This window comes from Pseudomonas sp. RU47 (genome assembly GCF_004011755.1).
GTDB lineage: Bacteria > Pseudomonadota > Gammaproteobacteria > Pseudomonadales > Pseudomonadaceae > Aquipseudomonas.
On the sequence record NZ_CP022411.1, the window covers coordinates 4,665,369 to 4,689,568 of the forward strand.

A 24,200-nucleotide genomic window follows, 5' to 3' on the forward strand; every position below is an offset into this window, starting at 1 on the left:
CTACGCTTGAAAAGCCTGAATCTGACATCGGAGTGTCCAGTGTTTGCCAATCTGTTGATCATCCTCGCCTCGTCCCTCGTGGTGATTGCCCTGTTCCGTCGCCTGCGCTTGCCGCCGGTGCTGGGCTATCTGTGCGTCGGACTGCTGGTCGGGCCGAGTGCTTTCGACTGGGTCAACGAAAGCGAACACCTGCCTGATGTCGCCGAACTGGGCGTGGTGTTTCTGTTGTTTTCACTGGGACTGGAGTTCTCCCTGTCGAAGATGATCGCCTTGCGCCAGGTGGTGTTCCGTCTCGGTAGTCAGCAGGTGCTGATCAGTACCGCGCTGCTCGGTTTGTTACTGATGCTGCTGGGCATGCCGACGACACCGGCACTGCTGCTCGGCGCCGGGCTTTCGCTGTCATCAACGGCGATTGTGACCAAAGAGCTGGGCAGCCTCGGCGAGGTGTTCAGCAGCCATGGGCAGAATGCCGTTGGCGTTCTGCTGTTTCAGGACGTGGTCGCGGTATTGCTGCTGACGTTGGTGCCAGTGTTCGCCGGCAGCAGCGAGCAAGCCTGGTATTGGGCGCTGCCACTGACGCTGGCGAAAACCGTGGTGCTGTTTGTCGGTCTGCTGCTGGCCAGCCGCTGGTTACTGCCGAGGCTGTTTCATGAAGTGGCCGCGTCACGCTCGGCAGAGTTGTTCGTACTGCTGGCGCTGGTGATTGTGCTGTTGACCGCGTGGCTGACTCACCTGCTGGGCCTGTCCCCTGCCCTCGGTGCATTTCTGGCCGGAATGCTGCTCGGTGAAAGCCACTATCGGCACCAGATCGAGGCGGACATCCGACCGTTTCGCGACATCCTGCTCGGGGTGTTTTTCGTCAGCATCGGCATGCTCATCGACCTGCAACTGTTCGTCAGTCACAGCCTGCTGATCCTCGGGCTCACCGTCGGTTTGATGGTAATCAAAGGCATCGTCGTGGCCTTGCTGGTGAAGTGGCGCGGCAGTGACAGCGAAACGGCGTGGCGCAGCGGTCTGGCGCTGGCTCAGGGTGGCGAGTTCTGCTTCGCACTGATGGCGCAGATGCAGCAAAACAGCATGATGCCCAAAACACTGGGCGACCTGCTGCTCGCCGCAACGTTTTGCTCGATGCTGCTGACGCCGCTGTTACTGCGCGCAGCGCCACGCATCGCGGCGACGCTGCATCGCAAGCCCAATGAGGAAGCGCAAATCGAAGAGATCAGTGCGCTCAACGCCGACCTCAACCAGCACGTGGTGATTTGTGGTTACGGCCGCGTCGGCCAATCCATCGGGCGTTTCATGCGCAATGCCAAACAGCCTTATATTGCGCTGGACAATGACCCGGTCCGGGTCCAGGAAGCCGCCAGCGGAGAAAGCGATGTGCATTACGGCGACTCGTCGCGCGGCGAACTGCTGACTGCGGTTGGCCTGCTACGCGCCAGATTGCTCGTGGTTGCCGTGGATCAGAGTGACATTGCCCTGCGCATCCTCAAGGAAGCGCGCCGGCTCAACGCCCACGTGCCGATTCTGGTGCGCACCCGCGACGACAGCCAATGGGCCGAATTGAAAGCCGCCGGCGCCACCGAAGTGGTGCCGGAGCTGTTGGAGTCGAGCCTGATGCTCGCCTCCCACGCCTTGATCATGCTTGGCTTGCCGGCGCATCAGGTGCAGGAAAAAGTCGATCAGGTACGCATCGACCGCTATCGCCTGCTCCACGGTTTTTATCCGGGTAGCGACGATGCCGAAACCTAGTCCTGACTCACCGCGCCGATCTTGTGCAGCGACAGATCGGCGCCGTAATACTCTTGTTCCTGACTCAGGCGCAGCCCGTGCAGCGCCTTGATCACGCCGTATACGACGAAGCCACCGATCAGCGCCACCGCGACGCCGAGCGCAGTGCCGATCAACTGACTGATCAGGCTGACGCCGCCAATTCCGCCGAGTGCGGTCTGGCCGAAAATCCCGCAGGCAATCCCGCCCCACACGCCGCACAAACCGTGCAGTGGCCATACACCCAGGACATCATCGATACGCCATTTCACCTGCGCAGCGGTAAAGCACCAGACAAACAGCGCTCCAGCGATCGCGCCGGTCACCAGCGCACCGACCGGATGCATCAGATCGGAGCCGGCACAGATCGCCACCAGTCCGGCCAACGGCCCATTGTGCAGAAAGCCCGGGTCATTGCGCCCGACAAGCAGTGCTGCCATCGTGCCGCCGACCATCGCCATCAACGAATTGACCGCCACCAGACCGCTGACCCCTTGCAGCGTTTGCGCGCTCATCACGTTGAAGCCGAACCAGCCGACAATCAGAATCCACGACCCAAGCGCCAGAAAGGGAATGCTCGACGGTGCGAACGCCACCAGGCGACCGTCGCGGTAACGACCATTGCGTGGCCCCAGCAACAGCACCGCCGCCAGCGCCAGCCAGCCGCCCATGGCGTGCACCACGACGGAACCGGCGAAATCATGAAAAGCGGCACCAAATTGCGCTGTCAGCCACGCTTGCAGACCGTAGTTGCCGTTCCAGATCATGCCTTCGAAAAACGGGTAGATGAACGCGACAATCAAGGCCGTGGCGCACAACTGCGGCACGAAACGCGCGCGCTCGGCGATGCCGCCGGAAATGATCGCCGGGATCGCAGCGGCAAACGTCAGCAGGAAGAAAAACTTCACCAGTCCATAACCGTGATCGGCACTCAGCACCGCCGCCGGTTGCATGAAGGTCACGCCATAGGAGATCCAATAGCCTATAAAGAAATAGGCCAGGGTCGAGACGGCGAAGTCACTGAGAATTTTCGACAGCGCATTGACCTGGTTTTTCTGACGGACCGTGCCGACTTCCAGAAAGGCGAAACCGGCATGCATTGCCAGCACCATCACCGCACCGATCAGAATGAACAAGGTATTGGAGCTGTGAACCAGGGTGTCCACAGCGCTTTGCAGATTTTCCATAAGCAGGCAGACCTAAAGGCGAAAAAGGCACCAAAGCGGTTCATGCGCACATTTCATGCACCAAGTTGCGACCACGCAGTCACGGATCCGCAGATGCGGCGAACTGCTTTGGCGCACGAGGTCGATGTCCTGACACGAACCGGGCTTGTTTGAGATAAGGTTTCTCGAGGCGCACGCCCGGCAACAGCGCACAACGGCCAGGCGACGCACCACGACACAGCAAAAGTTGTACCAGTCATTTGTACTGAACCTTCGCGCAAGGCTCATACTCGAACGCTTCAGACGTCACTTACGGAGATCCACCCATGGCCAGCATCAAGGCAAAGACTGCTCAAGAAATCCTCATGAACGACTTCCAGACTTTGGTCGCCGACACCGAACGCTTGCTCGAGCACACCGCCACCCTGGCCGGCGATCAGGCCGATGAGCTGCGCGAGCAGATCCACGACAGCCTGCTGCGCGCCCGCGAAACCCTGAAACTGACCGAAGAAACCCTGCGCGACCGCGGTCAGGCAGCGGTAACCGCCACCGAGGATTACGTGTCGGCCAACCCTTGGCAGTCCGTCGGCATTGCGGCCGGTGTCGGCTTCCTGATCGGCCTGCTGGCTACTCGGCGCTGATTATGTCGATCGGTGAATCCGGCCCGACTGCGGGCACCGCCTCTTCCACACGACGCCTGGGCGCCGCCGTTCTGGGTCTGCTGCACAGCCACGTCGAATTGTTCGGCATCGAATTGCAGGAGCAGAAATCCCGTACCGTCAGCCTGTTGCTGTTCGCCGGCCTGGCCCTGGTTTTTGCTCTGTTGTTGCTGGTGGGTTTATCGACATTGGTGATGATCGTGTTCTGGGACACTTACCGCTTGGCCGCGATCATTGGCCTGTGCGTTTTCTATACCCTGGCCTCGATCTTCTGCGGGCTGCGCCTGAAGGCGGCGATCTTCGATGAGTCCTCACCTTTCCACGGCACGCTCGAAGAGCTGGCCAACGACCGGGAGCGCCTGCTGCCATGAGCCTGCCTGAACTGCCACACAACAGCTCGCGTCGGGAAATGCGCAAGGCGTTGATCCGCCTGCGCATGGAAATGCATCGCCAGGAAATCCGCCATGAAGCCGGGCAAGTGCTGCAGCCTCTGCATCGCATGCGCGGCATGTCGCAAAACCTGCAAGGTGGTTTCGGCATCAAACACGCGCCATTGTGGGGCGTGGCTGCCGTTACGCTATTGGGCTTTATCACGGGCAAAGGCGCGAAAAGCGGCGGCGCCGGTGGCTTGAGCCGGCTGATCCGGCTTGGCACCAGCCTCGGGCCGCTGATCAAACTGGTCATGCAGAGTTCGCCCAAACGCTGAACAGATACATCTGGCTACATTCTTGCAATACCGGCGGGATGAACCTCTTTATCCGGAGGTTCAATCCCGTGCGCCTATCCGGTCGACGGGGTTCAACCAGAACAAGAACGACTAAGGAGGCCCCGTGATCGACGGGCAACCGCTCGCCTGCTTTCAACCTTTCATCGATACCGCCACGGGACGCATTGCAGGCGTCGAAGCATTGGGCCGCCTGCGCCAGGCCGACGGTCAACTGGCTTCGGTCGGGCCACTGTTTGCGGACCCGCGCACACCCGCCGTAGCCCTTCGCCGCCTCGACCGGCAAATCCGCGATAACGCCTTGAGCCGCTTGCACGAAGCGCCGGCAGACTGGTTTCTCAGTCTGAACATGTCGCCGCGCTGGATCAGTCGCCTGCGCGCCGATCAAGCCTTGCCCAGCCTCAAGCAATTGGCACGCTACAACATCGATCCGCAACGTATTGTTTTCGAAATCACCGAACTGGGTGGCAATGGTCAACGCCTGGCAGAAGTCGTCGCGCGTTACCGCGAGGCAGGCGCAAGAATCGCCATTGATGACTTTGGCGCCGGCTACTCGCAACTGGATCGGGTGCTGGCGCTGCAACCGGACATTCTTAAACTCGATATGCGCCTGTTCCAGGCCGCAGCCCTGGGCGGGCCGAGCAGCGACGTGGTCAAGGCTCTCGCGCAGATGGCCGAAAAGACCGGCTGCTGGATCATCGCCGAAGGCGTCGAGACCGAAGCGCAATTGAATTTCGCCCTGGAATGCGGTTCGCGCTACGTGCAGGGATTCCTGTTCGCGCGGGCGCAGGAGGCGTTCTTCCCCACCGATGCGTTCGTGCAGCGCTTCGCCGAGCTGCGCCAGCGTTATGTTCGGCAAAAACTCGCGGAACGCGGTCGGCTGATGCAAATGCGTCAGCAACTCGCTGAGCTGATGTCGATCCTGCAAGCCTGGGCTCAGGCACATGCTCCCTTGAGCGCATTGCCACAACTGGACGCCTTCCCCTGGTTGCTGCGCTTTTATCAATGCGATCGTCACGGCACGCAACTCACCCCCAACCTCGAATGGCGGCAGCACGGCTGGGTCGCCGACAATCGGTATCTGGGGCACAACTGGTCGTGGCGTCCGTACTTCTATCATTTGCTCGCCGAAGGTTGGGAGGAGCGGCGTTTGACGCTCTCTAATACGTACCGCGACGCCACCAGCAATCAGTACTGCCTGACGGCCGGACAGTTTTTCGACAATGGCGAGCGTTTGCTGCTGATCGACATCGACGCCGCAGGACTGTAGTTCCGCTTGCAGGGCCGGGCGTGAACCGGGAAGCTAGGGGCCAACGCCCCCAGTCACCTGACGGAGAGAATCAGCCTTGGATTGGCAAACCCTGCTCAACCGCGAACGTCTCGGCAAGCCGCTGCACAGCCCGCAAGAACTTGGCCGCAGCCCTTTCCACAAAGACCATGACCGCATCATTTTCTCCGGCGCCTTCCGCCGCCTCGGGCGCAAGACCCAGGTGCATCCGGTCACCAGCAACGACCACATTCACACGCGCCTGACCCACTCGCTGGAAGTCAGTTGCGTTGGCCGTTCGCTGGGCATGCGGGTGGGCGAAACCCTGCGCAGTGCCCTGCCCGAATGGTGCGACCCGGCCGACCTCGGCATGGTGGTGCAGTCGGCGTGTCTGGCCCACGACATTGGCAATCCGCCGTTCGGCCATTCCGGTGAAGATGCCATCCGCCACTGGTTCCAGCAGGCGGCCGGCCGTGGCTGGCTCGACGGCATGAGCGAAGCCGAGCGCGCTGACTTTCTCAATTTCGAAGGCAATGCCCAAGGCTTTCGCGTACTGACTCAGCTCGAATACCACCAGTTCGACGGCGGCACGCGGCTGACCTACGCCACCCTCGGCACCTACCTGAAGTACCCGTGGACCGCGCGCCACGCCGACTCTCTGGGCTACAAGAAACACAAATTCGGCTGCTATCAGAGCGAGCTGCCGCTGCTTGAGCAGATCGCCCACAAACTGGGCCTGCCGCAAATCGAGGATCAACGCTGGGCGCGCCACCCGCTGGTGTACCTGATGGAAGCCGCCGATGACATCTGCTACGCGCTGATCGACCTCGAAGACGGCCTCGAAATGGAGCTGCTGGACTATGCCGAAGTCGAATCGCTGCTGCTCGGGCTGGTGGGCGATGATCTGCCGGAAACCTATCGTCAGCTCGGCCCGCAGGATTCGCGTCGACGCAAACTGGCGATTCTGCGCGGCAAGGCCATCGAGCATTTGACCAACGCCGCCGCGCGAGCCTTTGTCGAGCAACAGGACGCACTCCTTGCCGGCACGCTGCACGGCGATCTGGTCGAACACATGCACGGTCCGGCCAAGCGTTGCGTGTTGAATGCCAAGGACATCGCCCGCAAGAAAATCTTTCAGGACAAACGCAAAACCCTGCATGAGATCGGCGCCTATACCACGCTGGAGATCCTGCTCAACTCGTTCTGCGGCGCGGCGCTGGAACAACACAACGGTCGCACACCGTCGTTCAAGAGCCGGCGCATTCTCGATCTGCTGGGCAGTAACGCACCGGATCCGCAAGGTTCGTTACACACCTCGTTTCTGCGCATGATCGACTTCATTGCCGGCATGACCGACAGCTACGCCAGTGACATGGCGCTGGAAATGACCGGTCGCTCCAGTCACTGATCCATTGCACGCGGGCGGCTATTGATATTGGCCGCCCGCAGGCATCGCACTCACTGCCGACAACCAATGATTCAGCAACTTTAAACAGCTATAAAAAACCATTTACAGCCAGCACTTGCAAATCATTGAAGTCAAACTATAAGCCTGTTCAAATCCTGCACTTCCTTACGTCAAACCTAGTTTGACCGTAGTCTGTTTCCTTATTAGTTGTAGGAATAATCCGATAACGTGGCTAGAGCCATGTCACTTCATGCGAGCGTTCATTCATCTGAGCTAAGGTGCGCGCTTTATTCGTGCTTGCATGGGATTTGATTATGAACTCCGTTTTTATTGTCGACGATCATCCGGTCATCCGTCTCGCCGTTCGAATGCTGCTGGAGCATGAAGGTTACAAGGTCGTCGGTGAAACCGATAACGGGGTCGATGCCATGCAAATGGTGCGCGAATGCATGCCCGATCTGGTCATTCTCGATGTGAGCATCCCCAAGCTGGACGGCCTGGAAGTGCTGGCCCGCTTCAATGCCATGGGCTCTCCGCTGAAAATCCTGATTCTGACGGCACAGTGTCCGACCCTCTTCGGCATTCGCTGCATGCAATCCGGCGCGTCGGGTTATGTGTGTAAACAGGAAGACTTGAGCGAACTGGTCAGTGCGATCAAAGCGGTACTTTCCGGTTACAACTATTTCCCCAGTCAGGCATTGAATCCGGTTCGCAGTGATGACATTCGTTTTGCCGAACTGGAACTGTTCAAATCCGTCAACGACCGCGAATTGATGGTATTGCAACTGTTTGCCCAAGGTCGCACTAACAAGGAAATAGCCAAGGGCATGTTTCTGAGTAACAAGACTGTCAGCACCTACAAAAAACGTCTGATGCAAAAACTCAAAGCCAAATCCCTTGTAGAACTTATCGAGATGGCCAAACGAAACGCACTCGTGTGAGAGCCCGCATGCCCAGCCGTTTAAAGGACTATTTAATGGCGTTGAGTGCAGGTCTTTGCCTGAGCACCAACGTATTCGCCATGCCCGGCACGTCACCGGACTATGCGCTGCTGAGCCGGTCGGCGAACGAACCGGTGCAGGTCACGCTCGAACAGTCCCAACGGCAATGGCTGCTTGCACGTAGCGAACTGGTTCTGGGCACCTCCGCGCCCGACTATCCGCCTTTTGACATGACGGTCAGTGGCAAGGACTACGAAGGCCTGACGGCCGACTACGCCGGACTCCTCGGCCAGGCCACCGGTTTGCCGATCAGGGTGCAGCGCTTTCCCTCTCGGGGTGCGGCCATTCGCGCATTGGTCGACGGCCAGGTCGATCTGCTCGGTACCGCGAACGGCTTCGAAGCGAGCAACGCCAACCTTGCGTTATCGACCCCCTACGCTGTTGACCAACCTGTGCTGGTCACCCGCGAAGACGAAACCCGCTCTCTCACTGAAGGCCTGGCCGGCTTGCGGCTGAGCATGGTCTATCACTATTTGCCGCTGCCCGAAGTCAAGGCGCTGTACCCCAAAGCACTCATCACCTGCTACCCCTCCTACCAGAATGCGATCAATGCCGTAGCGTTCGATCAGGCCGATGTGTTTCTCGGCGATACGCTCTCCACGCACTACATGATCAACAAGGGCTACCTGAACAACGTGCGCATGGCCAACTTCGGCAAACAGGAGGCCCAGGGATTCAGCTTTGCCGTACGCCGCAACAACCCGCAACTGCTGGCCATCGTCGACAGCGTGCTCAAGGCCGTGCCGGCCAGTGAGCGTGACAACATCGCCAAACGCTGGAGCGCCGGCAGCGATCTGCTGCTCACCGACCAGAAACTGCAACTGACCCAGCGCGAAGAAGCGTGGCTCAAGCAGCATCCAGTTGTCAGTGTGGTGGTGAACGAAGCGTTCGCGCCCCTGACATTCTTTGACAACGACGGCAATTTTCGCGGCATCAGTGCCGACCTGCTCGAACTGGTCCGCCTGCGTACCGGCCTGCGTTTCGAGATCCGTCGCAGCCGCAACGACGCGGAAATGATCCAGCAGATAGACCGTCATCAAGCTGATCTGATCGCAGCGCTTCTGCCATCAACGGAGCGCGAAAAAACCCTCAACTTCAGTCGCCCCTACCTGGAAAACTCTTACGTTCTGCTGACCCGCAAAAGCGCCGATGGCCCGACCAATCTGGGCCAGCTGAAAGGCAAACAACTGGCGATTGCCCAAGGCAATCCGATGGTCGAATACCTGCGCCGAGAGTACCCGCGCATCCAGTTGATCGAAACGGCGGATACCTTCAGTGCGGTCTCGCTGCTCGCTGAAGGCCACGTCGAAGGCGCTGTGAACTCGCTGGTGATTGCCAACTACTTCATTTCCTCGCGGATCTTTAATCAGGCGCTGCAGATCACCACCACCATCGGCACCGGTCAGGCGGCCTTTTCACTGGCGACCGCGCGAGACAACACGGAACTGACCTCGATCATCAACAAGGCATTGCTGAGCATCGCACCCGATGAACTGGGCGTGATCAATGGCCGCTGGCGCGGTTATTCCACGGCGTCTCAAAACATCTGGCACAACTACCAGCGCCTGTTTTATCAAGTGATTTTCGGCGCCTGCCTGCTATTGCTGTTGCTCCTGGCCTGGAATGCCTACATGCGCCACCAGATCAAACAACGCCAGGCCGCCGAGCGTGCGCTGAACGACCAGTTCGAATTCATGCGTTCACTGGTCGATGGCACGCCGCACCCGATTTATGTTCGTGATCGCCAGGGGCTGCTGCAAAGTTGCAACGAAAGCTACCTCGAAGCTTTCAATGCCAGGCGTGAAGACGTCATTGGCAAAAGCGTCATCGAGGGCACCCTGAGCAACGCGTTCGAAGCCCAGGCCTTTCAGGCCGATTATCAGCGCGTCGTTGCCGAGGGCACCCCGATGGTCGTCGACCGACCTCTGCACATCGGTAACCGGCGCCTGACCATCTATCACTGGATCCTGCCGTACCGCGACTCCAGCGGCGACGTGAAAGGCATCATCGGTGGCTGGATCGACATCAGCGAACGCCGTCAGTTGTTCGAGGAACTGCGCACGGCCAAAGAACGGGCGGATGAGGCCAACCGGGCGAAAAGCACGTTTCTGGCGACCATGAGTCATGAAATCCGCACGCCGATGAATGCCGTGATTGGCATGCTCGAGCTGACGCTCAGACGCATGGATCAACAACATCCGGATCGCTCGTCAATCGACACGGCCTATCATTCGGCCAAGGATCTGCTGGGGTTGATCGGTGACATTCTCGATATCGCGCGGATCGAATCCGGACGCCTGAGTCTTTGCCCGGAACGGGTCAATCTGGTCGACACCGTGACGTCAGTGGCGAGAATCTTCGACGGTCTCGCGCGGCAGAAGAATCTTTCCCTGCAAGTCATCTTCAATCCGCCGGATCTGGCCGTCGATGTGTATCTGGACCCTCTGCGTTTCAAACAGGTGCTGTCGAATCTGGTCAGCAATGCGATCAAATTCACCGAACAAGGCCATGTGCGCATTACCCTCGATCTCATGAACACCGATGCGCCCGCCCGCGCCTTGCTGCAACTGACCGTGCAGGACAGCGGTGTCGGTATCAGTGCAGAGGATCAGCAACGCTTGTTCGAACCGTTTGCCCAGACCGAAAACAGCAGTCAACAAGGCAGAAGCGGTGCCGGCCTGGGGCTGGTGATCAGTCGCAACCTGTGCGAAATGATGGGCGGACAACTGCAATTGAGCAGTCAGCCGGGCATCGGTACCCAGGTCTGCCTCTCACTGGCCCTGGAAACACTGCCGATACAGGTGAATACGATCAAAAGTGAACCTGCGATCAAGACATCCTGCTCCCCCCTGCGTGTGCTGGTGGTGGATGACCACCCGGCCAATCGCTTGCTGATGTGTCAGCAACTGGAGTTTCTCGGCCATCACTTCAGCATTGCCGAGAATGGCTGCAGTGGCCTGGAACTGTGGACGGCTGGCCATTTCGATCTGGTGATTGTCGACTGCAACATGCCCTTGATGAATGGTTATGAACTGACTCGCGCCATTCGTCAGCATGAACTGCAGACACGCAGCCCGCCGTGCACCGTGCTGGGCTTCACGGCCAATGCGCAACCTGAGGAAATCCAGCGTTGCAAACAGGCCGGCATGGACGACTGTCTGTTCAAGCCCCTGAGCCTGAGCCTGCTCAGCCAGTGGGTCGATGGCATCACGCCGACGTCGACGGCACCGGCATTCAATCTGCAAAACATGAATATGCTCACCGGAGGTAATCCAGCGCAGGCTCGCCGGCTGTTGGCCGAATTACTTAAAAGCAGCCGCCTCGACCGCCAGGAATTGCTCGCGCTGTCGCCCGAACATGATCGCGGCGCACTGGCCGTGGTCGCGCACAAGATCAAGGGTGCCGCGCGCATTGCTCAGGCCACGCGCGTGATCGAATGTTGCGATGCCCTCGAGCAGGCCTGCGCCGAGGCACAGGCGACAACCGAGATCGCCCGCCATTGCGAAGCGAGCAACCGCGCGATGCTCGAACTGGAGCAGGCCCTTCAGCAACAACTGACGTTGTCGGATCGAGGCACAATGAGCGTGCCTTAACTATGCTTGGCGCTGAGCAGTGAGTTAACCATCATGGAGAGCCAGAAATGCCCAGCCCACTGCGCCCGGAGCAACGCCGGTTCCCGCTGCACGTGCACATCAGCGTCATGTTCACATTCCTGCTGCTGCTCACCGGGGTCGTGCTGGGATTGTTCAATTACCGCCAGACCACGCAGATCATCCTTTCGAGCAGCGAGAAGCTGTTCGAAAGGATCGAACAGGACGTGCGCCTCGACATGTCCGCCACCTATCAGCCGATCCGGCATCTGCTGAGCCTGCTGGCGGACAACCCCGCCGCTCAGGCCGAGCGCCTTGAACAACGCTTGCCTTTGCTCAGGCCGTTCAGCCAGTCGCTCACCGACAACCCGAATCTGGCCTCGCTGTATCTGGGTTATGCCAACGGCGACTTTTTCATGGTGCGCCCGCTGCGCAGCGCCGCGCTGAAAACACTGCTCAAGGCCCCTGAAGCGGCGGCATATCAGGTTTGGAGCATCGAGCATGACGCGCAGGGCGCCATGCACTCACAGTCACTGTTTTTCGATCAGGCACTGATGCCGATCAGCCGTCAAGACAACCCCGAAGACCGCTACGATCCGCGCAGCCGTGCGTGGTTCACCGATGCCCGCCAGCAAAACGAACAGATCACCACCGAACCTTACGTGTTTTTCTCCACGCACAATGTCGGCACCACGCTGGCCCGACGCAGCGGCGAGCATGCCGTGATCGGCGCTGACCTGACGCTGGTCGCATTGTCTGCCGCCCTGAGCAAACATGTCGTCACTGCGTCCACCGAAATTGCTTTGTTCGATGCTGACGGCAACGCGGTGGCCTATCCCGACAGCCAGCGGCTGATCGTCGATGGCAACACCGCACATCTGGCAAAAGCCGCAGACCTGAGTCCGAGCCTGCACGCGCTGTTGTCCGGCGCGCATTCCGGCAATCGCCTGCAGGCGGACGGCCGGCAATGGATCGTCGCGCGCAGCAGCATTCAGGAGGGCGGCCCGAAAGGTTTGCAACTGGCGCTACTGGTACCGGAAGACGAACTTTTGGTCGATGCCTACCGCTTGCGCTGGCAAGGTGCGCTGATCACCCTAGCGACCTTGCTGCTGTGCCTGCCCCTGGGCTGGGTGATTTCGCGGATTCTGGTCAAGCCGTTGCACGCGCTGGTCAAGGAAGCCGACGCCATCCGCAGTTTCGATTTCAATTTTCCGTTGGCACGCCGCTCGCCCGTGCTTGAAGTCGACCAATTGAGCGTGTCGATGGCACGGATGAAAGACACCCTGGCGAGTTTTTTCCGCATTACCGACACCCTTGGCGCCGAAACCCGCTTCGCCCCCCTGCTGCAACGGGTGCTGTTCGAAACGGTGCAGATTGCTCAGGCGCAGGCGGGGCTGATCTATCTGCGTGAAAGCGATAGCAGTCGCATGGAGCCTTACGGACTGGTCATCGACGGCACGCCCCGGACGCTGGAGGCGTTCGACATTGAGGGCCATGATCTGCAACACAACCAGGGCCCGACGTGGTTCGAGCAATTGATCAACGCCAACAATGTGGTGAGCAACTTCGGCGTCGATCAGGCCGGCGATCTGCAGAAAGTCCTGCTGGCGATGCAATCGCCACGCGTTCATCTGATCGGCCTCCGCCTGCACAATCGCCACGACGAAACCATCGGTCTGCTGATCCTGCTGGTGAACGACAGCGGCACGGCAGTCGATCTGGAAAAACTGCGCCCCGACCGCATCGCGTTCCTCCAGGCCGTGTCCGGCGCGGCGGCGGTGAGTATCGAGAGCCAGCGTCTGCAAGCCCGCCAGAAGCAGTTGCTCGACGCCTTCATTCAATTGCTCGCCGGCGCCATCGACGCGAAGAGCCCTTATACCGGCGGACATTGTCAGCGCGTGCCAGAGCTGACGCTGATGCTTGCTCAGGCAGCGGCAGCCAGTCAGGCGCCAGCCTTCAGCGCCTATCAACCCAGCGAAGACGAGTGGGAAGCCTTGCACATTGCCGCGTGGCTGCACGATTGCGGCAAGGTCACGACGCCGGAATACGTGGTCGACAAGGCGACCAAACTGGAAACCATCAACGACCGTATTCACGAGATCCGCACCCGCTTCGAAGTACTCAAGCGTGATGCCTGGATCAGCTATTGGCAGGCGCGGGCCCTGGGCGGTGATGAGACAGCATTGGCCGAACTGCGCGATGCGACACTGACGGCGCTCGACGACGACTTCGCGTTTGTCGCGCGCTGCAACCTGGGCAGTGAGGCCATGGCCGAAGCGGATCTGCAACGCCTTGATGATCTGGCTCGACGCACCTGGATGCGTACCCTCGATGACCGTCTGGGTGTGTCCTGGGAAGAGAACCGGCGTCAGTCGCGCACGCCGGCGCCGAGCTTGCCGGTCAGTGAACAGCTATTGGCAGACAAACCCGAACACTTGCTCGAACGCGACCCGAACGAGTTGATTCCCGAAGACAATCCGTGGGGCTTCAAACTGGAGGTGCCGCGCTACAAATACAATCGCGGCGAGCTGTACAACCTGAGTATCAGCCGTGGCACCCTGACCCGCGAAGAGCGTTACGTGATCAATCACCACATGGTCCAGACCATCATGATGCTCAGTCACCTGCCCTTCCCCGGCCACCTCGACAGCATTGCCGAAATCGCCGGCGGTCATCATGAAAAAATGGACGGCACCGGTTATCCGAAACGCCTGAAACGCGAAGAAATGAGTCTGCCGGCACGGATGATGGCGATCGCCGATATCTTTGAAGCGCTGACAGCGGCTGACCGCCCGTACAAGAAAGCCAAAACCTTGAGTGAAGCACTGGCGATCATGGCCACCATGTGCCGTGAAGCGCACATCGATGCCCCGCTGTTTGGATTGTTCATCAGCGAAGGTGTGTACATGCAGTACGCCGTGCGCTTTCTCGATCCAGCGCAGATCGACGCCGTGGAACCGGCCAGCCTGTTGCACAAGGCTGGCCTCAGCGCGTGATCAGCAGTCGGTCAGACGCAGGAAAATCGCCGCCAGTTGTTCGATACCGGCCTGATCCTGCGCGCCGAAACGCGCCAGTTTCGGGCTGTCGAGGTCGAGTACACCGATCAGGCGTCCGTCCTTGACCAACGGCACGACCAGCTCACTGTTCGAAGCGCTGTCGCAGGCGATATGCCCGGGGAACGCATGCACGTCTTCAACGCGCTGGGTTTGCCGACTGGCTGCCGCCGCGCCACACACACCACGACCGAAGGGAATGCGCACGCAAGCGATCTGGCCCTGGAACGGGCCCAGCACCAGCTCTTCGTTGCGGTTGAGGTAAAAACCCGCCCAGTTCAAGTCATCGAGCTGGTTGTACAGGAACGCCGAAAACTGCGCGGCGTTGGCAATGAAGTCGCGCTCATCCGCCAGCAGCGATTCCAGTTGCGCGGCCAACATGCCATAGCCTTCGAGGCCCTGGCCGCTTTGTTGCAAATCAATCATGCCTTGTGCTCCAACAATTTCAGTCCCACCCAGTAACGGGCGAATTGGTACGCGCAACGTCCGTTGCGATTACCGCGGCCGGTGGCCCAACGCACGGCGAGGATGTCCAGTTCTTCGTCGCGCTGCCAGCTCAGGCCGGCCTTGGCGGCCAACTGGCCAATCCAGTGCTCGACGACGTTAAGGAAGTGTTCTTGGGTAAACGGGTAGAACGACAGCCACAGACCGAAACGGTCCGACAGGGCGATCTTGTCTTCAACGGCTTCGCTGGGGTGCAGTTCGCCGTCGACGCGTTTCCAGTTTTCGTTGTCGCTTTCCTTCTCCGGCACCAGGTGGCGGCGGTTGGAAGTGGCGTACAGCAAAACGTTGTCCGGCGCCTGTTCAAGCGAGCCGTCGAGCACGCTTTTGAGAACACGGTAATCGCCTTCACCGGATTCGAACGACAAGTCATCACAAAACAGCACGAAACGTTGTGGCAGTTTGCCGATCTGCTCGACCACTCGTGGCAGATCCGCCAGATGATCGCGCTCGATCTCGATCAGGCGCAGGCCCGCGGCGGCGTGTTCCGCCAGCAAGGCTCGCACCAGCGAAGACTTGCCGGTACCGCGCGAGCCCCAGAGCAGCGCATGGTTGGCCGGCATGCCATCGAGAAATTGCTGGGTATTGCGCCCCAGTTGCTCCAATTGACGGTCGACACCGATCAGGTCGGACAGGCGCATGTCGAGGCTGACTTCCAGTGGCAGCAGGTAGCCGCTGCGTCCGTCGCGCTGCCAGCGCGCTGCCAGACAAGTACCCCAGTCGATCACCGGCCGAGGTGCCGGCAACAACGGTTCGATCCGCGCCAGAACCGACTCGGCGCGTTCAAGAAAAGCATTCAATCGGGAATCCACGTCTTCTCCTCGGGCACGTTCACAGTGATGATGACGATCCAGCGACGACACACAGATCAGAATTCACCTACCAAGCCTTGTTACAAGGCGATTCGGGAACCTCGGTATCCATACATGATCGACTATGCTTGAGCAGCGAAGGGAAACGGAAGTGGTTCAACACCCCATGGATATCAAATTCACCCACCGGCTGTCTTACAAGCAAGCCAGGCTTACCGTGCTGGTCGGGTTCATTCTGGGCACGCTGCTCAGCCTGCTGCAAATCGGCATCGATTATGCCAGTGAAGACGCCTCTATCAACCGTGAAATCCTGTCTTTACTGGAAATCAGCCATAACCCGGCGTCACGGATCGCCTACAACATTGACGCCGAGCTGGCGCAGGAACTGACCCTGGGGCTGTTGCGCTCGCCGGCGATCATTTCTGCGCAACTGATCGACAACAACAGCACGGTGCTGGCCAGCGTAAAACGCCCGGAACTGCAAAGCGGTTATCGGGTGATCAGCGACTTCCTGTTTGGTGCCAAGCGCCAGTTCGAGGATCGTCTGTATCTGGATCATCTGCCCAATGAATCGCTGGGTGTCTTGAGCCTTGAAGTCGATACCTACGCCTTTGGCAGCCGTTTCCTGCGTCGGGCCGAGATTACCTTGCTCAATGGCTTCGCCCGCAGCCTGATTCTGACCGGCCTCCTGCTGGCGCTGTTCTACGTGATGCTGACCAAACCGCTGGTGCGGGTGATCCGCGAGCTCAGTGGACGCGACCCGCGCAGTGCCGAACCGACCACGCTGGAATGTCCGTCCGGCCATGCCAACGATGAAATCGGCGTGCTGGTCAAAGTCGCCAATCAGCAATTCGAGAACATTGCCACCGAGATCCAGCAGCGGCGCAACGCCGAAAACCGCCTGACGGACTATCTCGGACAACTGGAAAACATCGTCTCGGCGCGTACCGCCGAACTCAAGGCGATCAATACGCGGCTCAGCCAGTCCAATCAGGAACTCGAAGTCGCTCGCAGCACCGCCCTGGAAATGGCCGAGGCCCGCTCGGCCTTCCTCGCCAACATGAGCCATGAGATCCGCACGCCGCTCAACGGCCTGCTGGGGATGATCGCGCTGTCACTCGACGGCCCGCTGAATGCCGAGCAGCAGCAACAGCTGTCGATCGCCCACGATTCGGGCAAGGTGCTGGTCGAGTTGCTCAACGATATTCTCGACCTGTCGAAATTCGATGCCGGGCAACTGGAGCTCGAGCACATCCCGTTCGACCTCGGCTCATTGATCGAAGACACCGCCAATCTGCTCTCGCAGAATGCCGCGCCGAGCGTCGAGCTGACCTGCCTGATCGACCCTCACTTCCCGGCCCTGGTATTGGGCGATCCGACCCGGGTTCGGCAGATCGTCAGCAACCTGCTGTCCAACGCACTGAAATTCACCCGGTTCGGCCGGGTGGATGTGCGCTTGTCGACCTCCAGGGATGGCGTGCGCATCGAGGTCTGCGACACCGGCATCGGTATCGCCCAGGACGCGCAGCTGAAAATCTTCCAGCCGTTCACCCAGGCGGGCGCCGGGATCACCCGTCAGTATGGCGGCACAGGGCTGGGACTGGCGCTGACCTACAACCTCTGCGAGGCCATGCAGGGCCGCCTGACCATCAGCTCCGAGACCGGTTTCGGCAGTCAGTTCTGTGCCGAGTTGCCACTGCCCTGCCATACGCGCGCACTGGCACCGGCGCCGCTGCACGGCAAGATACTCGCCATCACCGCAGCGAGCAGTGGTCTGGCGGAGCTGTTGCAGAGTCTGCTACCGGTCTGGGGACTTGCGTATGAACAGCGCACCATTGATGACTCGCTGCTGGGCCTGACCCCGGATGTGGTGATCACCGATTGCCCGGAGTGCCTGTTCGGCCTGCGCCCGACGCTCGGTGCGCCGATTTTGCTGGTGACCGCCTACGGCAGTTTCCTGCCGAGCGAAGAAGCGGCCGCGCTCGCACCACTGCAACAACAGGCGCGACCGTTGGCGCGCAATGCGCTCTACCAGAACCTGCGGCGCACCCTGCAACCGGACGTGGTTGCAATCAACGATGCTCAGCTCGAAACCTCTCCCTCGGTGCGCCGCGGGCGGGTGTTGCTGGTGGAGGACAACCCGGTCAATCAACTGGTGGCCAAAGGCATGCTCGGCAAACTGGGCTGCGAGGTCATCGTCGCCGCCCATGGTGCCGAAGCGCTGGATCAACTGGAGTATCACGAATTCGATCTGGTGCTGATGGACTGCAACATGCCCGTGATGGATGGCTACGAAGCCAGCCGGCAGATCCGTCAGAGCGGGCGCTGGCCGCACCTGCCCATCGTCGCTCTGACCGCCAACGCGATGTCCGAAGAACGCGAACGCTGCCGCGCGGCAGGCATGAGCGACTATCTGGCCAAGCCGTTCCGCCGAGAAGAACTGGCGGCACTGCTCGACCAGTGGATCCCGACTACGACAGCGCTTTGATCTGCCCCAGCAAATGATCGAGACCGTTGCGCAGGTCATTGAGGCGGTCCAGATCCACCCCGCTGTCGCACAGCAGTCGGGCCTTGAGCGGCCCGACCTGCTCGCGCAAGGCTTGCCCGGCGGGCGTCAGACTCAGATGGACTTCCCGTTCGTCGCGCGTCGAACGCTGGCGCTGCACCCATTGCAACTGCTCCAGGCGTTTGAGCAACGGCGTCAGCGTGCCCGAGTCCAGCGCCAGACGCTCGCCCAAGGCCTTGACGGTCGGTTGCTCCGGCGCGGCGTCCTGCCATTCCCACAACACCAGCATCGCCAGATATTGCGGGTAGGTCAGACCCAGCTGATCGAGCATCGGCTTGTAGGCCCGAATCACCGCCCGGGAGGCGGCGTACAACTTGAAGCACAACTGGCTGTCGAGCTTCAGCGAATCGACCGGCAGGCTGTTCATTCGAGCAGGGCTTCGATCTCGCGGCTCAGGTCCTGCGGCTTGGTCGCCGGGGCGAAGCGCTTGACCAGTTGGCCGTCCTTGCCGATGAGGAACTTGGTGAAATTCCACTTGATGCCTTGGGAACCCAGTACGCCCGGCGCACGTTTCTTCAACTGTACGAACAATGGATGAGCGCCGGCACCGTTGACTTCGATCTTCTTGAACAGCGGGAAGCTGACACCGAAGTTCAACTCGCAGAATTCGCTGATCGCCCCCTCATTGCCCGGCTCCTGCTTGCCGAACTGATTGCAGGGGAAGCCCAGGACCACCAGGCCCTGATCCTTGTAGGTCTGCCACAGTTCTTCGAGGCCTTTGTATTGCGGGGTGAAGCCGCACTTGCTCGCAGTGTTGACCACCAGAACCGCTTTGCCGGCGAAATCAGCCAGGGTCTTTTGCTCACCTTTGATCGTGGTGCAAGGAATGTTCAGCAGGTTGTCGCTCATGGCACTGGGCTCCGCAGACAGTCAGGAAAGGCCAAACATAGCGAGCAATTAAATTGTGTGCAATTTAATTATCGAATAACAAGGCGACCCGAAGGTCGCCTTCAATCGTTTAAGCGCGCGGTTCGAGGTCCAGACACACCGAGTTGATGCAATAACGCAGGCCCGTCGGCGGCGGGCCATCGGGAAACACGTGACCCAGATGCGCATCGCAGCGCGCGCACTTCACTTCCGTGCGGATCATGCCGTGCGTGGTATCACGGATTTCAGTCATCGCGCTTTCGCCGATCGGCGCGTAGAAGCTCGGCCAGCCGCAACCGGAATCGAATTTGGTCTTGGAGTCGAACAGCGCTTCGTTGCAGCAAACGCAGTGGTAGACACCGTCGGTCTTGGTGTCGTTGTATTTGCCGGAGAACGGGCGCTCGGTCGCACTGAGGCGGCAAACCTCGTACTGCTGCGGATCGAGCATGGCTTTCCATTCTTCCAGGGTTTTTTCCAACTTTTCCATCATCACACCTCAGCGGCTGAAAAAGCCCGATCTGTACCTTTTCCACGGATCGGGCGGCACGTATGATTGCGCCTCGTCACGCACCAGTCTGGCAGCCAGACCGGGCGCATTCAAACGGATTATGGGAGCCACGGCTCAAGACGTCCGCCTGTGTGAAGACGCAGGAATCCCAGCACGGTTGTCCATCCGCCGCCTGGATCGTTCATTTTCGGGATCACATCGCCATGCAGTTCAGCAAATCGAACAAGCTCGCCAACGTCTGCTACGACATTCGCGGCCCGGTGCTCAAGCACGCCAAACGACTGGAAGAGGAAGGCCAGCGCATCCTCAAGCTGAACATCGGCAACCCGGCGCCGTTTGGTTTCGAAGCCCCGGACGAAATCCTTCAGGATGTGATCCGCAACCTGCCGACCGCGCAAGGCTACAGTGACTCCAAAGGTCTGTTCAGCGCGCGTAAAGCGGTGATGCAGTACTACCAGCAGAAGAATGTCGAAGGTGTCGGCATCGAAGACATCTATCTGGGCAACGGCGTTTCCGAACTGATCGTGATGTCGCTCCAGGCGCTGCTCAACAACGGCGACGAAGTGCTGGTGCCGGCTCCGGACTATCCGCTGTGGACTGCCGCCGTCAGCCTCGCTGGCGGTAACGCCGTGCATTACCTGTGCGACGAAGGCGCCGACTGGTTCCCGGATCTGGCCGACATCAAGGCCAAGATCACCCCGAACACCAAAGCCATGGTGATCATCAACCCGAACAACCCGACCGGCGCGGTGTATTCGAAGGAAGTGCTGCTGGGCATGCTGGAAATCGCGCGTGCGCACAACCTGGTGGTGTTCTCCGACGAGATCTACGACAAGATTCTGTATGACGATGCCGTGCACATCTGCACCGCCTCCCTGGCGCCGGACCTGCTCTGCCTGACGTTCAACGGTCTGTCGAAGTCCTACCGCGTAGCGGGTTTCCGCTCCGGCTGGATCGCCATCTCCGGGCCGAAACACAACGCGCAGAGCTATATCGAAGGCATCGACATGCTGGCCAACATGCGCCTGTGCGCCAACGTGCCGAGCCAGCATGCGATCCAGACCGCGCTCGGCGGCTACCAGAGCATCAATGATCTGGTGCTGCCACAGGGTCGCCTGCTCGAACAGCGCAACCGCACCTGGGAGCTGCTCAACGACATTCCGGGTGTGAGCTGCGTCAAGCCGATGGGTGCGCTGTATGCGTTCCCGAAGATCGACCCGAAGGTCTGCCCGATCCACAACGACGAAAAATTCGTCCTCGACCTGTTGCTGTCCGAGAAGCTGCTGGTGGTGCAGGGCACGGCGTTCAACTGGCCGTGGCCGGATCACTTCCGCGTGGTCACCCTGCCCCGCGTCGACGATCTGGAAATGGCCATCGGCCGCATCGGCAACTTCCTCAAGTCGTACCGCCAGTAACTGGCCAGCAGTGCGCAACGGCCAAACGTTGCGCACTGTCTGATTCAGCAACACTTCTGCATTCCGCGTCTGCGCACGCCTTCTACACTTGCGATTCGTATCAGTCACCTGCGCCTGAGGTAATGGCGACGGGTCGCGGCTGGCTGTCATCCCTATCGGTATCTGTCGTGGGAAATGTGCCGAGCACCGAAGAATTCGCTGTAGGACACAGTTTGAAATAGTCACTCAGTTGAATAGCCCGGTGCAGCACCTTATATACCCCGCAGTACGCTACATCTTTAGCTTGAGGAGATTTCTACAACCATGATGCGCATCCTGCTGTTTTTGGCCACTAACCTGGCGGTCGTGCTGATAGCCAGCATCACCCTGAGCCTGTTCGGCTTCAACGGGTTCATGGCGGCCAACGGGGTTGATCTCGACCTTAGTCAGCTGCTGGTTTTCTGTGCGGTCTTTGGTTTCGCCGGCTCCCTGTTCTCGCTGTTCATCTCCAAGTGGATGGCGAAGATGAGCACCGGCACCCAGATCATCAGCCAGCCACGTACCCGGCATGAGCAATGGCTGCTGCAAACCGTCGAGCAACTGTCCCGCGAAGCCGGGATCAAGATGCCCGAAGTCGGTATTTTCCCGGCCTACGAAGCAAACGCCTTCGCCACTGGCTGGAACAAGAACGACGCGCTGGTCGCGGTCAGCCAGGGCTTGCTCGAGCGTTTCTCGCCCGATGAAGTGAAAGCCGTGCTGGCCCACGAAATCGGTCACGTGGCCAACGGTGACATGGTCACGCTGGCGCTGATCCAGGGCGTAGTGAACACCTTCGTGATGTTCTTTGCGCGGATCATCGGCAACTTCGTCGACAAAGTGATCTTCAAGAACGAAGAAGGCCAGGGCATCGCCTACTACGTGGCGACCATCTTCGCCGAACTGGTACTGGGCATTCTCGCCAGTGCGATCGTCATGTGGTTCTCGCGCAAGCGCGAATTCCGTGCCGACGAAGCCGGCGCACGTCTGGCGGGCACCAGCGCAATGATCGGCGCACTGCAACGCCTGCGCGCCGAACAGGGCCTGCCGGTGCATATGCCGGACACCCTGAACGCCTTTGGCATCAACGGTGGCATCAAACAGGGCTTTGCCCGCATGTTCATGAGCCACCCGCCACTGGAAGAGCGTATCGACGCGCTGCGTCGTCGCGGTTGATCCGACTGGCGTAACAATGAAAAAAGGTCCGCAGTGATGCGGACCTTTTTTTGTTCCTGCCAATAATGGATTGTTGCTGATGGCCTCTTCGCGAGCAGGCTCGCTCCCACACGGGCCCTGCAAACACCCATCCAATGTGGGAGCGAGCCTGCTCGCGAAGAGGCCGGCACTGTCAGCAAACATCTATCGAGAAGAAACCCGGTAAACCCGCTCCTCAAGCCGCGTCACGCCTGCCTGCAGGAACTTCCCGCTCTCCCCCAGCACATCCTGCTCTTCCAGCACCTGCACCTGCCAGACATCCCCCAGCAACCGCAGCACTTCATCATCCCCCACCGCAAACGGCGGCCCCGGCATCTGCGCCTGATCGTAATCCAGCGTAATCAACAGCCCTTGCACACCCAACGGCAGGATCCGCTGAAGATGCGCCGCATAGCGCTCACGCATCGGCGCTGGCAAGGCAATCAGCGCAGCACGGTCGTAGATCGCCGTGCAATCGGCTACATCGCTCGCCGTCAGCGCGAAGAAGTCACCGCACCACAACTCGATGGTGTCACTGCGATAGACCTTGAACGCGCCCTTCTGGCTGATCTGCGGCTGTATCTGATGCTCATTGAAAAAGTCCTCGATAGCCTTTTCCGACAGTTCGACCCCAAGCACCTGATGACCGCGCCCGGCCAGCCACGCCAGATCCAGACTTTTCCCACACAAAGGCACGAGCACTCGCCCCACTGCCGGTACCGCCCAGTGCCGCTTTAAATAAGGGTTCACCTCCGGCAGATGAAAACCGATCTGCCCCGAATCCCACTTCTTGTGCCAAAACTCAGGCTGCATGCATCACTCCGAATAATTCGATCAAAAAGCGTTAAAACTTATATTAGATTTAGATCAATGATCTGACTGAAGATGAGCTCATCTTAACGCTCAGGAACCCATCATGTTTCCCAGCCTGTTTATTTCCCATGGCTCACCCATGCTGGCGCTGGAGCCCGGTGCCAGTGGCCCGGCGCTGGCGCGTCTGGCAGCCGAATTACCGAAACCCAAAGCCATCGTGATCGTCTCTGCCCATTGGGAGAGCCACGAACTGCTGGTCAGCAGCCATGCGCAACCGCAAACCTGGCATGACTTCGGCGGCTTCCCCCGCGCATTGTTTGAAGTGCAGTACCCAGCGCCGGGGAATCCGCAGTTGGCCGCTGAGGTGGCCGATCTGTTGACTGCCAACAATCTGCCAGCACGTCTCGATCCGCAACGTCCGTTCGATCACGGCGTCTGGGTGCCGCTGTCGCTGATGTACCCGCAAGCGGATATCCCGGTGGTGCAGGTCTCCCTGCCGAGTCGCGCTGGCCCGGCGTTGCAAACCCGGGTCGGCCGCGCGCTGGCGAGCCTGCGTGATCAGGGCATTTTGCTGATCGGCTCCGGCAGCATCACGCACAACCTGCGCGAACTGGACTGGCACGCCGGCCCGGAAAGTGTCGAGCCGTGGGCGCGGGATTTCCGTGACTGGGTGATCGAGAAGTTGGCGGCCGACGATGAGGCGGCGCTGCATGATTATCGCCAGCAGGCGCCGCATGCGGTGCGCAGCCATCCGAGCGATGAGCATTTGTTGCCGCTGTATTTTGCCCGGGGCGCGGGCGGTGAGTTCAGCGTGGCGCACAAGGGTTTCACGATGGGTGCGCTGGGCATGGATATTTATCGTTTCGGTTGA

At 59.9% G+C, this 24,200-nt stretch carries 20 protein-coding genes; 13 read left to right on the forward strand and 7 right to left on the reverse strand.

Going from position 1 to position 24,200, the window contains the following annotated elements; translation table 11 throughout:
- The first annotated feature begins 39 nt into the window (after positions 1-39).
- A complete protein-coding gene (locus CCX46_RS21200) occupies positions 40-1,752 on the forward strand; it encodes a cation:proton antiporter (protein WP_127929220.1) in 1,713 nt (570 codons plus the stop codon).
- Here the strand turns inward: CCX46_RS21200 and CCX46_RS21205 are convergent.
- Positions 1,749-2,957, reverse strand: coding sequence for an ammonium transporter (locus CCX46_RS21205; RefSeq protein WP_016985472.1), 1,209 nt, complete (start codon positions 2,955-2,957; stop codon positions 1,749-1,751). The genes CCX46_RS21200 and CCX46_RS21205 overlap by 4 nt on opposite strands.
- Positions 2,958-3,262: 305 nt before the next feature.
- Between CCX46_RS21205 and CCX46_RS21210 the strand changes: the two genes are divergently transcribed.
- From CCX46_RS21210 to CCX46_RS21245, 8 genes are all read left to right on the forward strand, one after another.
- On the forward strand, positions 3,263-3,577 hold the full coding sequence (locus CCX46_RS21210; protein ID WP_007908653.1) for a DUF883 family protein: 315 nt from the start codon (positions 3,263-3,265) through the stop codon (positions 3,575-3,577).
- Between the two features lie 2 nt (positions 3,578-3,579).
- Complete coding sequence (locus CCX46_RS21215) at positions 3,580-3,966, forward strand: phage holin family protein (protein WP_016985474.1); 387 nt, start codon at positions 3,580-3,582, stop codon at positions 3,964-3,966.
- A complete protein-coding gene (locus CCX46_RS21220) occupies positions 3,963-4,301 on the forward strand; it encodes a hypothetical protein (protein ID WP_127929221.1) in 339 nt (112 codons plus the stop codon). The genes CCX46_RS21215 and CCX46_RS21220 overlap by 4 nt, the downstream gene beginning before the upstream one ends.
- Positions 4,302-4,425: 124 nt before the next feature.
- Complete coding sequence (locus tag CCX46_RS21225) at positions 4,426-5,589, forward strand: EAL domain-containing protein (protein ID WP_127929222.1); 1,164 nt, start codon at positions 4,426-4,428, stop codon at positions 5,587-5,589.
- Positions 5,590-5,665: 76 nt separating this feature from the next.
- Positions 5,666-6,994: a deoxyguanosinetriphosphate triphosphohydrolase gene (locus tag CCX46_RS21230; protein WP_127929223.1), complete on the forward strand. Its 1,329-nt coding sequence runs from the start codon at positions 5,666-5,668 to the stop codon at positions 6,992-6,994.
- Positions 6,995-7,308: 314 nt separating this feature from the next.
- On the forward strand, positions 7,309-7,935 hold the full coding sequence (locus CCX46_RS21235; RefSeq protein ID WP_007908640.1) for a response regulator transcription factor: 627 nt from the start codon (positions 7,309-7,311) through the stop codon (positions 7,933-7,935).
- Between the two features lie 8 nt (positions 7,936-7,943).
- Entirely contained in the window at positions 7,944-11,588 is a 3,645-nt protein-coding gene (locus CCX46_RS21240) for a transporter substrate-binding domain-containing protein (protein ID WP_127929224.1), read from the forward strand.
- Positions 11,589-11,635: 47 nt separating this feature from the next.
- On the forward strand, positions 11,636-14,581 hold the full coding sequence (locus tag CCX46_RS21245; RefSeq protein WP_127929225.1) for an HD domain-containing phosphohydrolase: 2,946 nt from the start codon (positions 11,636-11,638) through the stop codon (positions 14,579-14,581).
- On the opposite strand, the gene CCX46_RS21250 is transcribed toward CCX46_RS21245, so the two are convergent.
- On the reverse strand, positions 14,582-15,064 hold the full coding sequence (locus CCX46_RS21250) for a GAF domain-containing protein (protein ID WP_127929226.1): 483 nt from the start codon (positions 15,062-15,064) through the stop codon (positions 14,582-14,584). It lies immediately after the preceding gene.
- Entirely contained in the window at positions 15,061-15,951 is an 891-nt protein-coding gene (locus tag CCX46_RS21255; RefSeq protein ID WP_007908631.1) for an ATP-binding protein, read from the reverse strand. Before CCX46_RS21255 ends, CCX46_RS21250 begins: the two co-directional genes overlap by 4 nt.
- Before the next feature lie 166 nt (positions 15,952-16,117).
- On the opposite strand from CCX46_RS21255, the gene CCX46_RS21260 reads away from it, so the two are divergent.
- Positions 16,118-18,439 (forward strand): hybrid sensor histidine kinase/response regulator, encoded by a 2,322-nt coding sequence (locus CCX46_RS21260; RefSeq protein ID WP_127929227.1) that lies wholly within the window; start codon positions 16,118-16,120, stop codon positions 18,437-18,439.
- Here the strand turns inward: CCX46_RS21260 and CCX46_RS21265 are convergent.
- The 3 genes from CCX46_RS21265 to msrB form a co-directional block, all read right to left on the reverse strand.
- The gene (locus CCX46_RS21265) at positions 18,423-18,884 is read right to left on the reverse strand and encodes a MarR family winged helix-turn-helix transcriptional regulator (protein ID WP_127929228.1); all 462 of its coding nucleotides are present in this window, start codon (positions 18,882-18,884) and stop codon (positions 18,423-18,425) included. The two genes, CCX46_RS21260 and CCX46_RS21265, sit on opposite strands and share 17 nt — an antisense overlap.
- Positions 18,881-19,366, reverse strand: coding sequence for a glutathione peroxidase (locus tag CCX46_RS21270; protein ID WP_127929229.1), 486 nt, complete (start codon positions 19,364-19,366; stop codon positions 18,881-18,883). Before CCX46_RS21270 ends, CCX46_RS21265 begins: the two co-directional genes overlap by 4 nt.
- 109 nt (positions 19,367-19,475) lie before the next feature.
- Positions 19,476-19,871, reverse strand: coding sequence for a peptide-methionine (R)-S-oxide reductase MsrB (gene msrB / locus CCX46_RS21275; protein ID WP_127929230.1), 396 nt, complete (start codon positions 19,869-19,871; stop codon positions 19,476-19,478).
- A gap of 224 nt (positions 19,872-20,095) precedes the next feature.
- On the opposite strand from msrB, the gene CCX46_RS21280 reads away from it, so the two are divergent.
- Positions 20,096-21,307: a pyridoxal phosphate-dependent aminotransferase gene (locus CCX46_RS21280; RefSeq protein WP_007908620.1), complete on the forward strand. Its 1,212-nt coding sequence runs from the start codon at positions 20,096-20,098 to the stop codon at positions 21,305-21,307.
- Between the two features lie 303 nt (positions 21,308-21,610).
- Positions 21,611-22,498 (forward strand): protease HtpX, encoded by an 888-nt coding sequence (gene htpX, locus CCX46_RS21285; RefSeq protein ID WP_007908619.1) that lies wholly within the window; start codon positions 21,611-21,613, stop codon positions 22,496-22,498.
- 183 nt (positions 22,499-22,681) lie between these two features.
- Here the strand turns inward: htpX and CCX46_RS21290 are convergent, their stop codons facing one another.
- Positions 22,682-23,329 (reverse strand): thiopurine S-methyltransferase, encoded by a 648-nt coding sequence (locus CCX46_RS21290; protein ID WP_127929231.1) that lies wholly within the window; start codon positions 23,327-23,329, stop codon positions 22,682-22,684.
- Between the two features lie 103 nt (positions 23,330-23,432).
- Here CCX46_RS21290 and CCX46_RS21295 point away from each other — a divergent pair, with 103 nt between their 5' ends.
- Positions 23,433-24,200 carry a DODA-type extradiol aromatic ring-opening family dioxygenase gene (locus CCX46_RS21295; RefSeq protein ID WP_110721024.1) on the forward strand — a complete coding sequence of 256 codons (768 nt, stop codon included), beginning with the start codon at positions 23,433-23,435 and terminating at the stop codon, positions 24,198-24,200.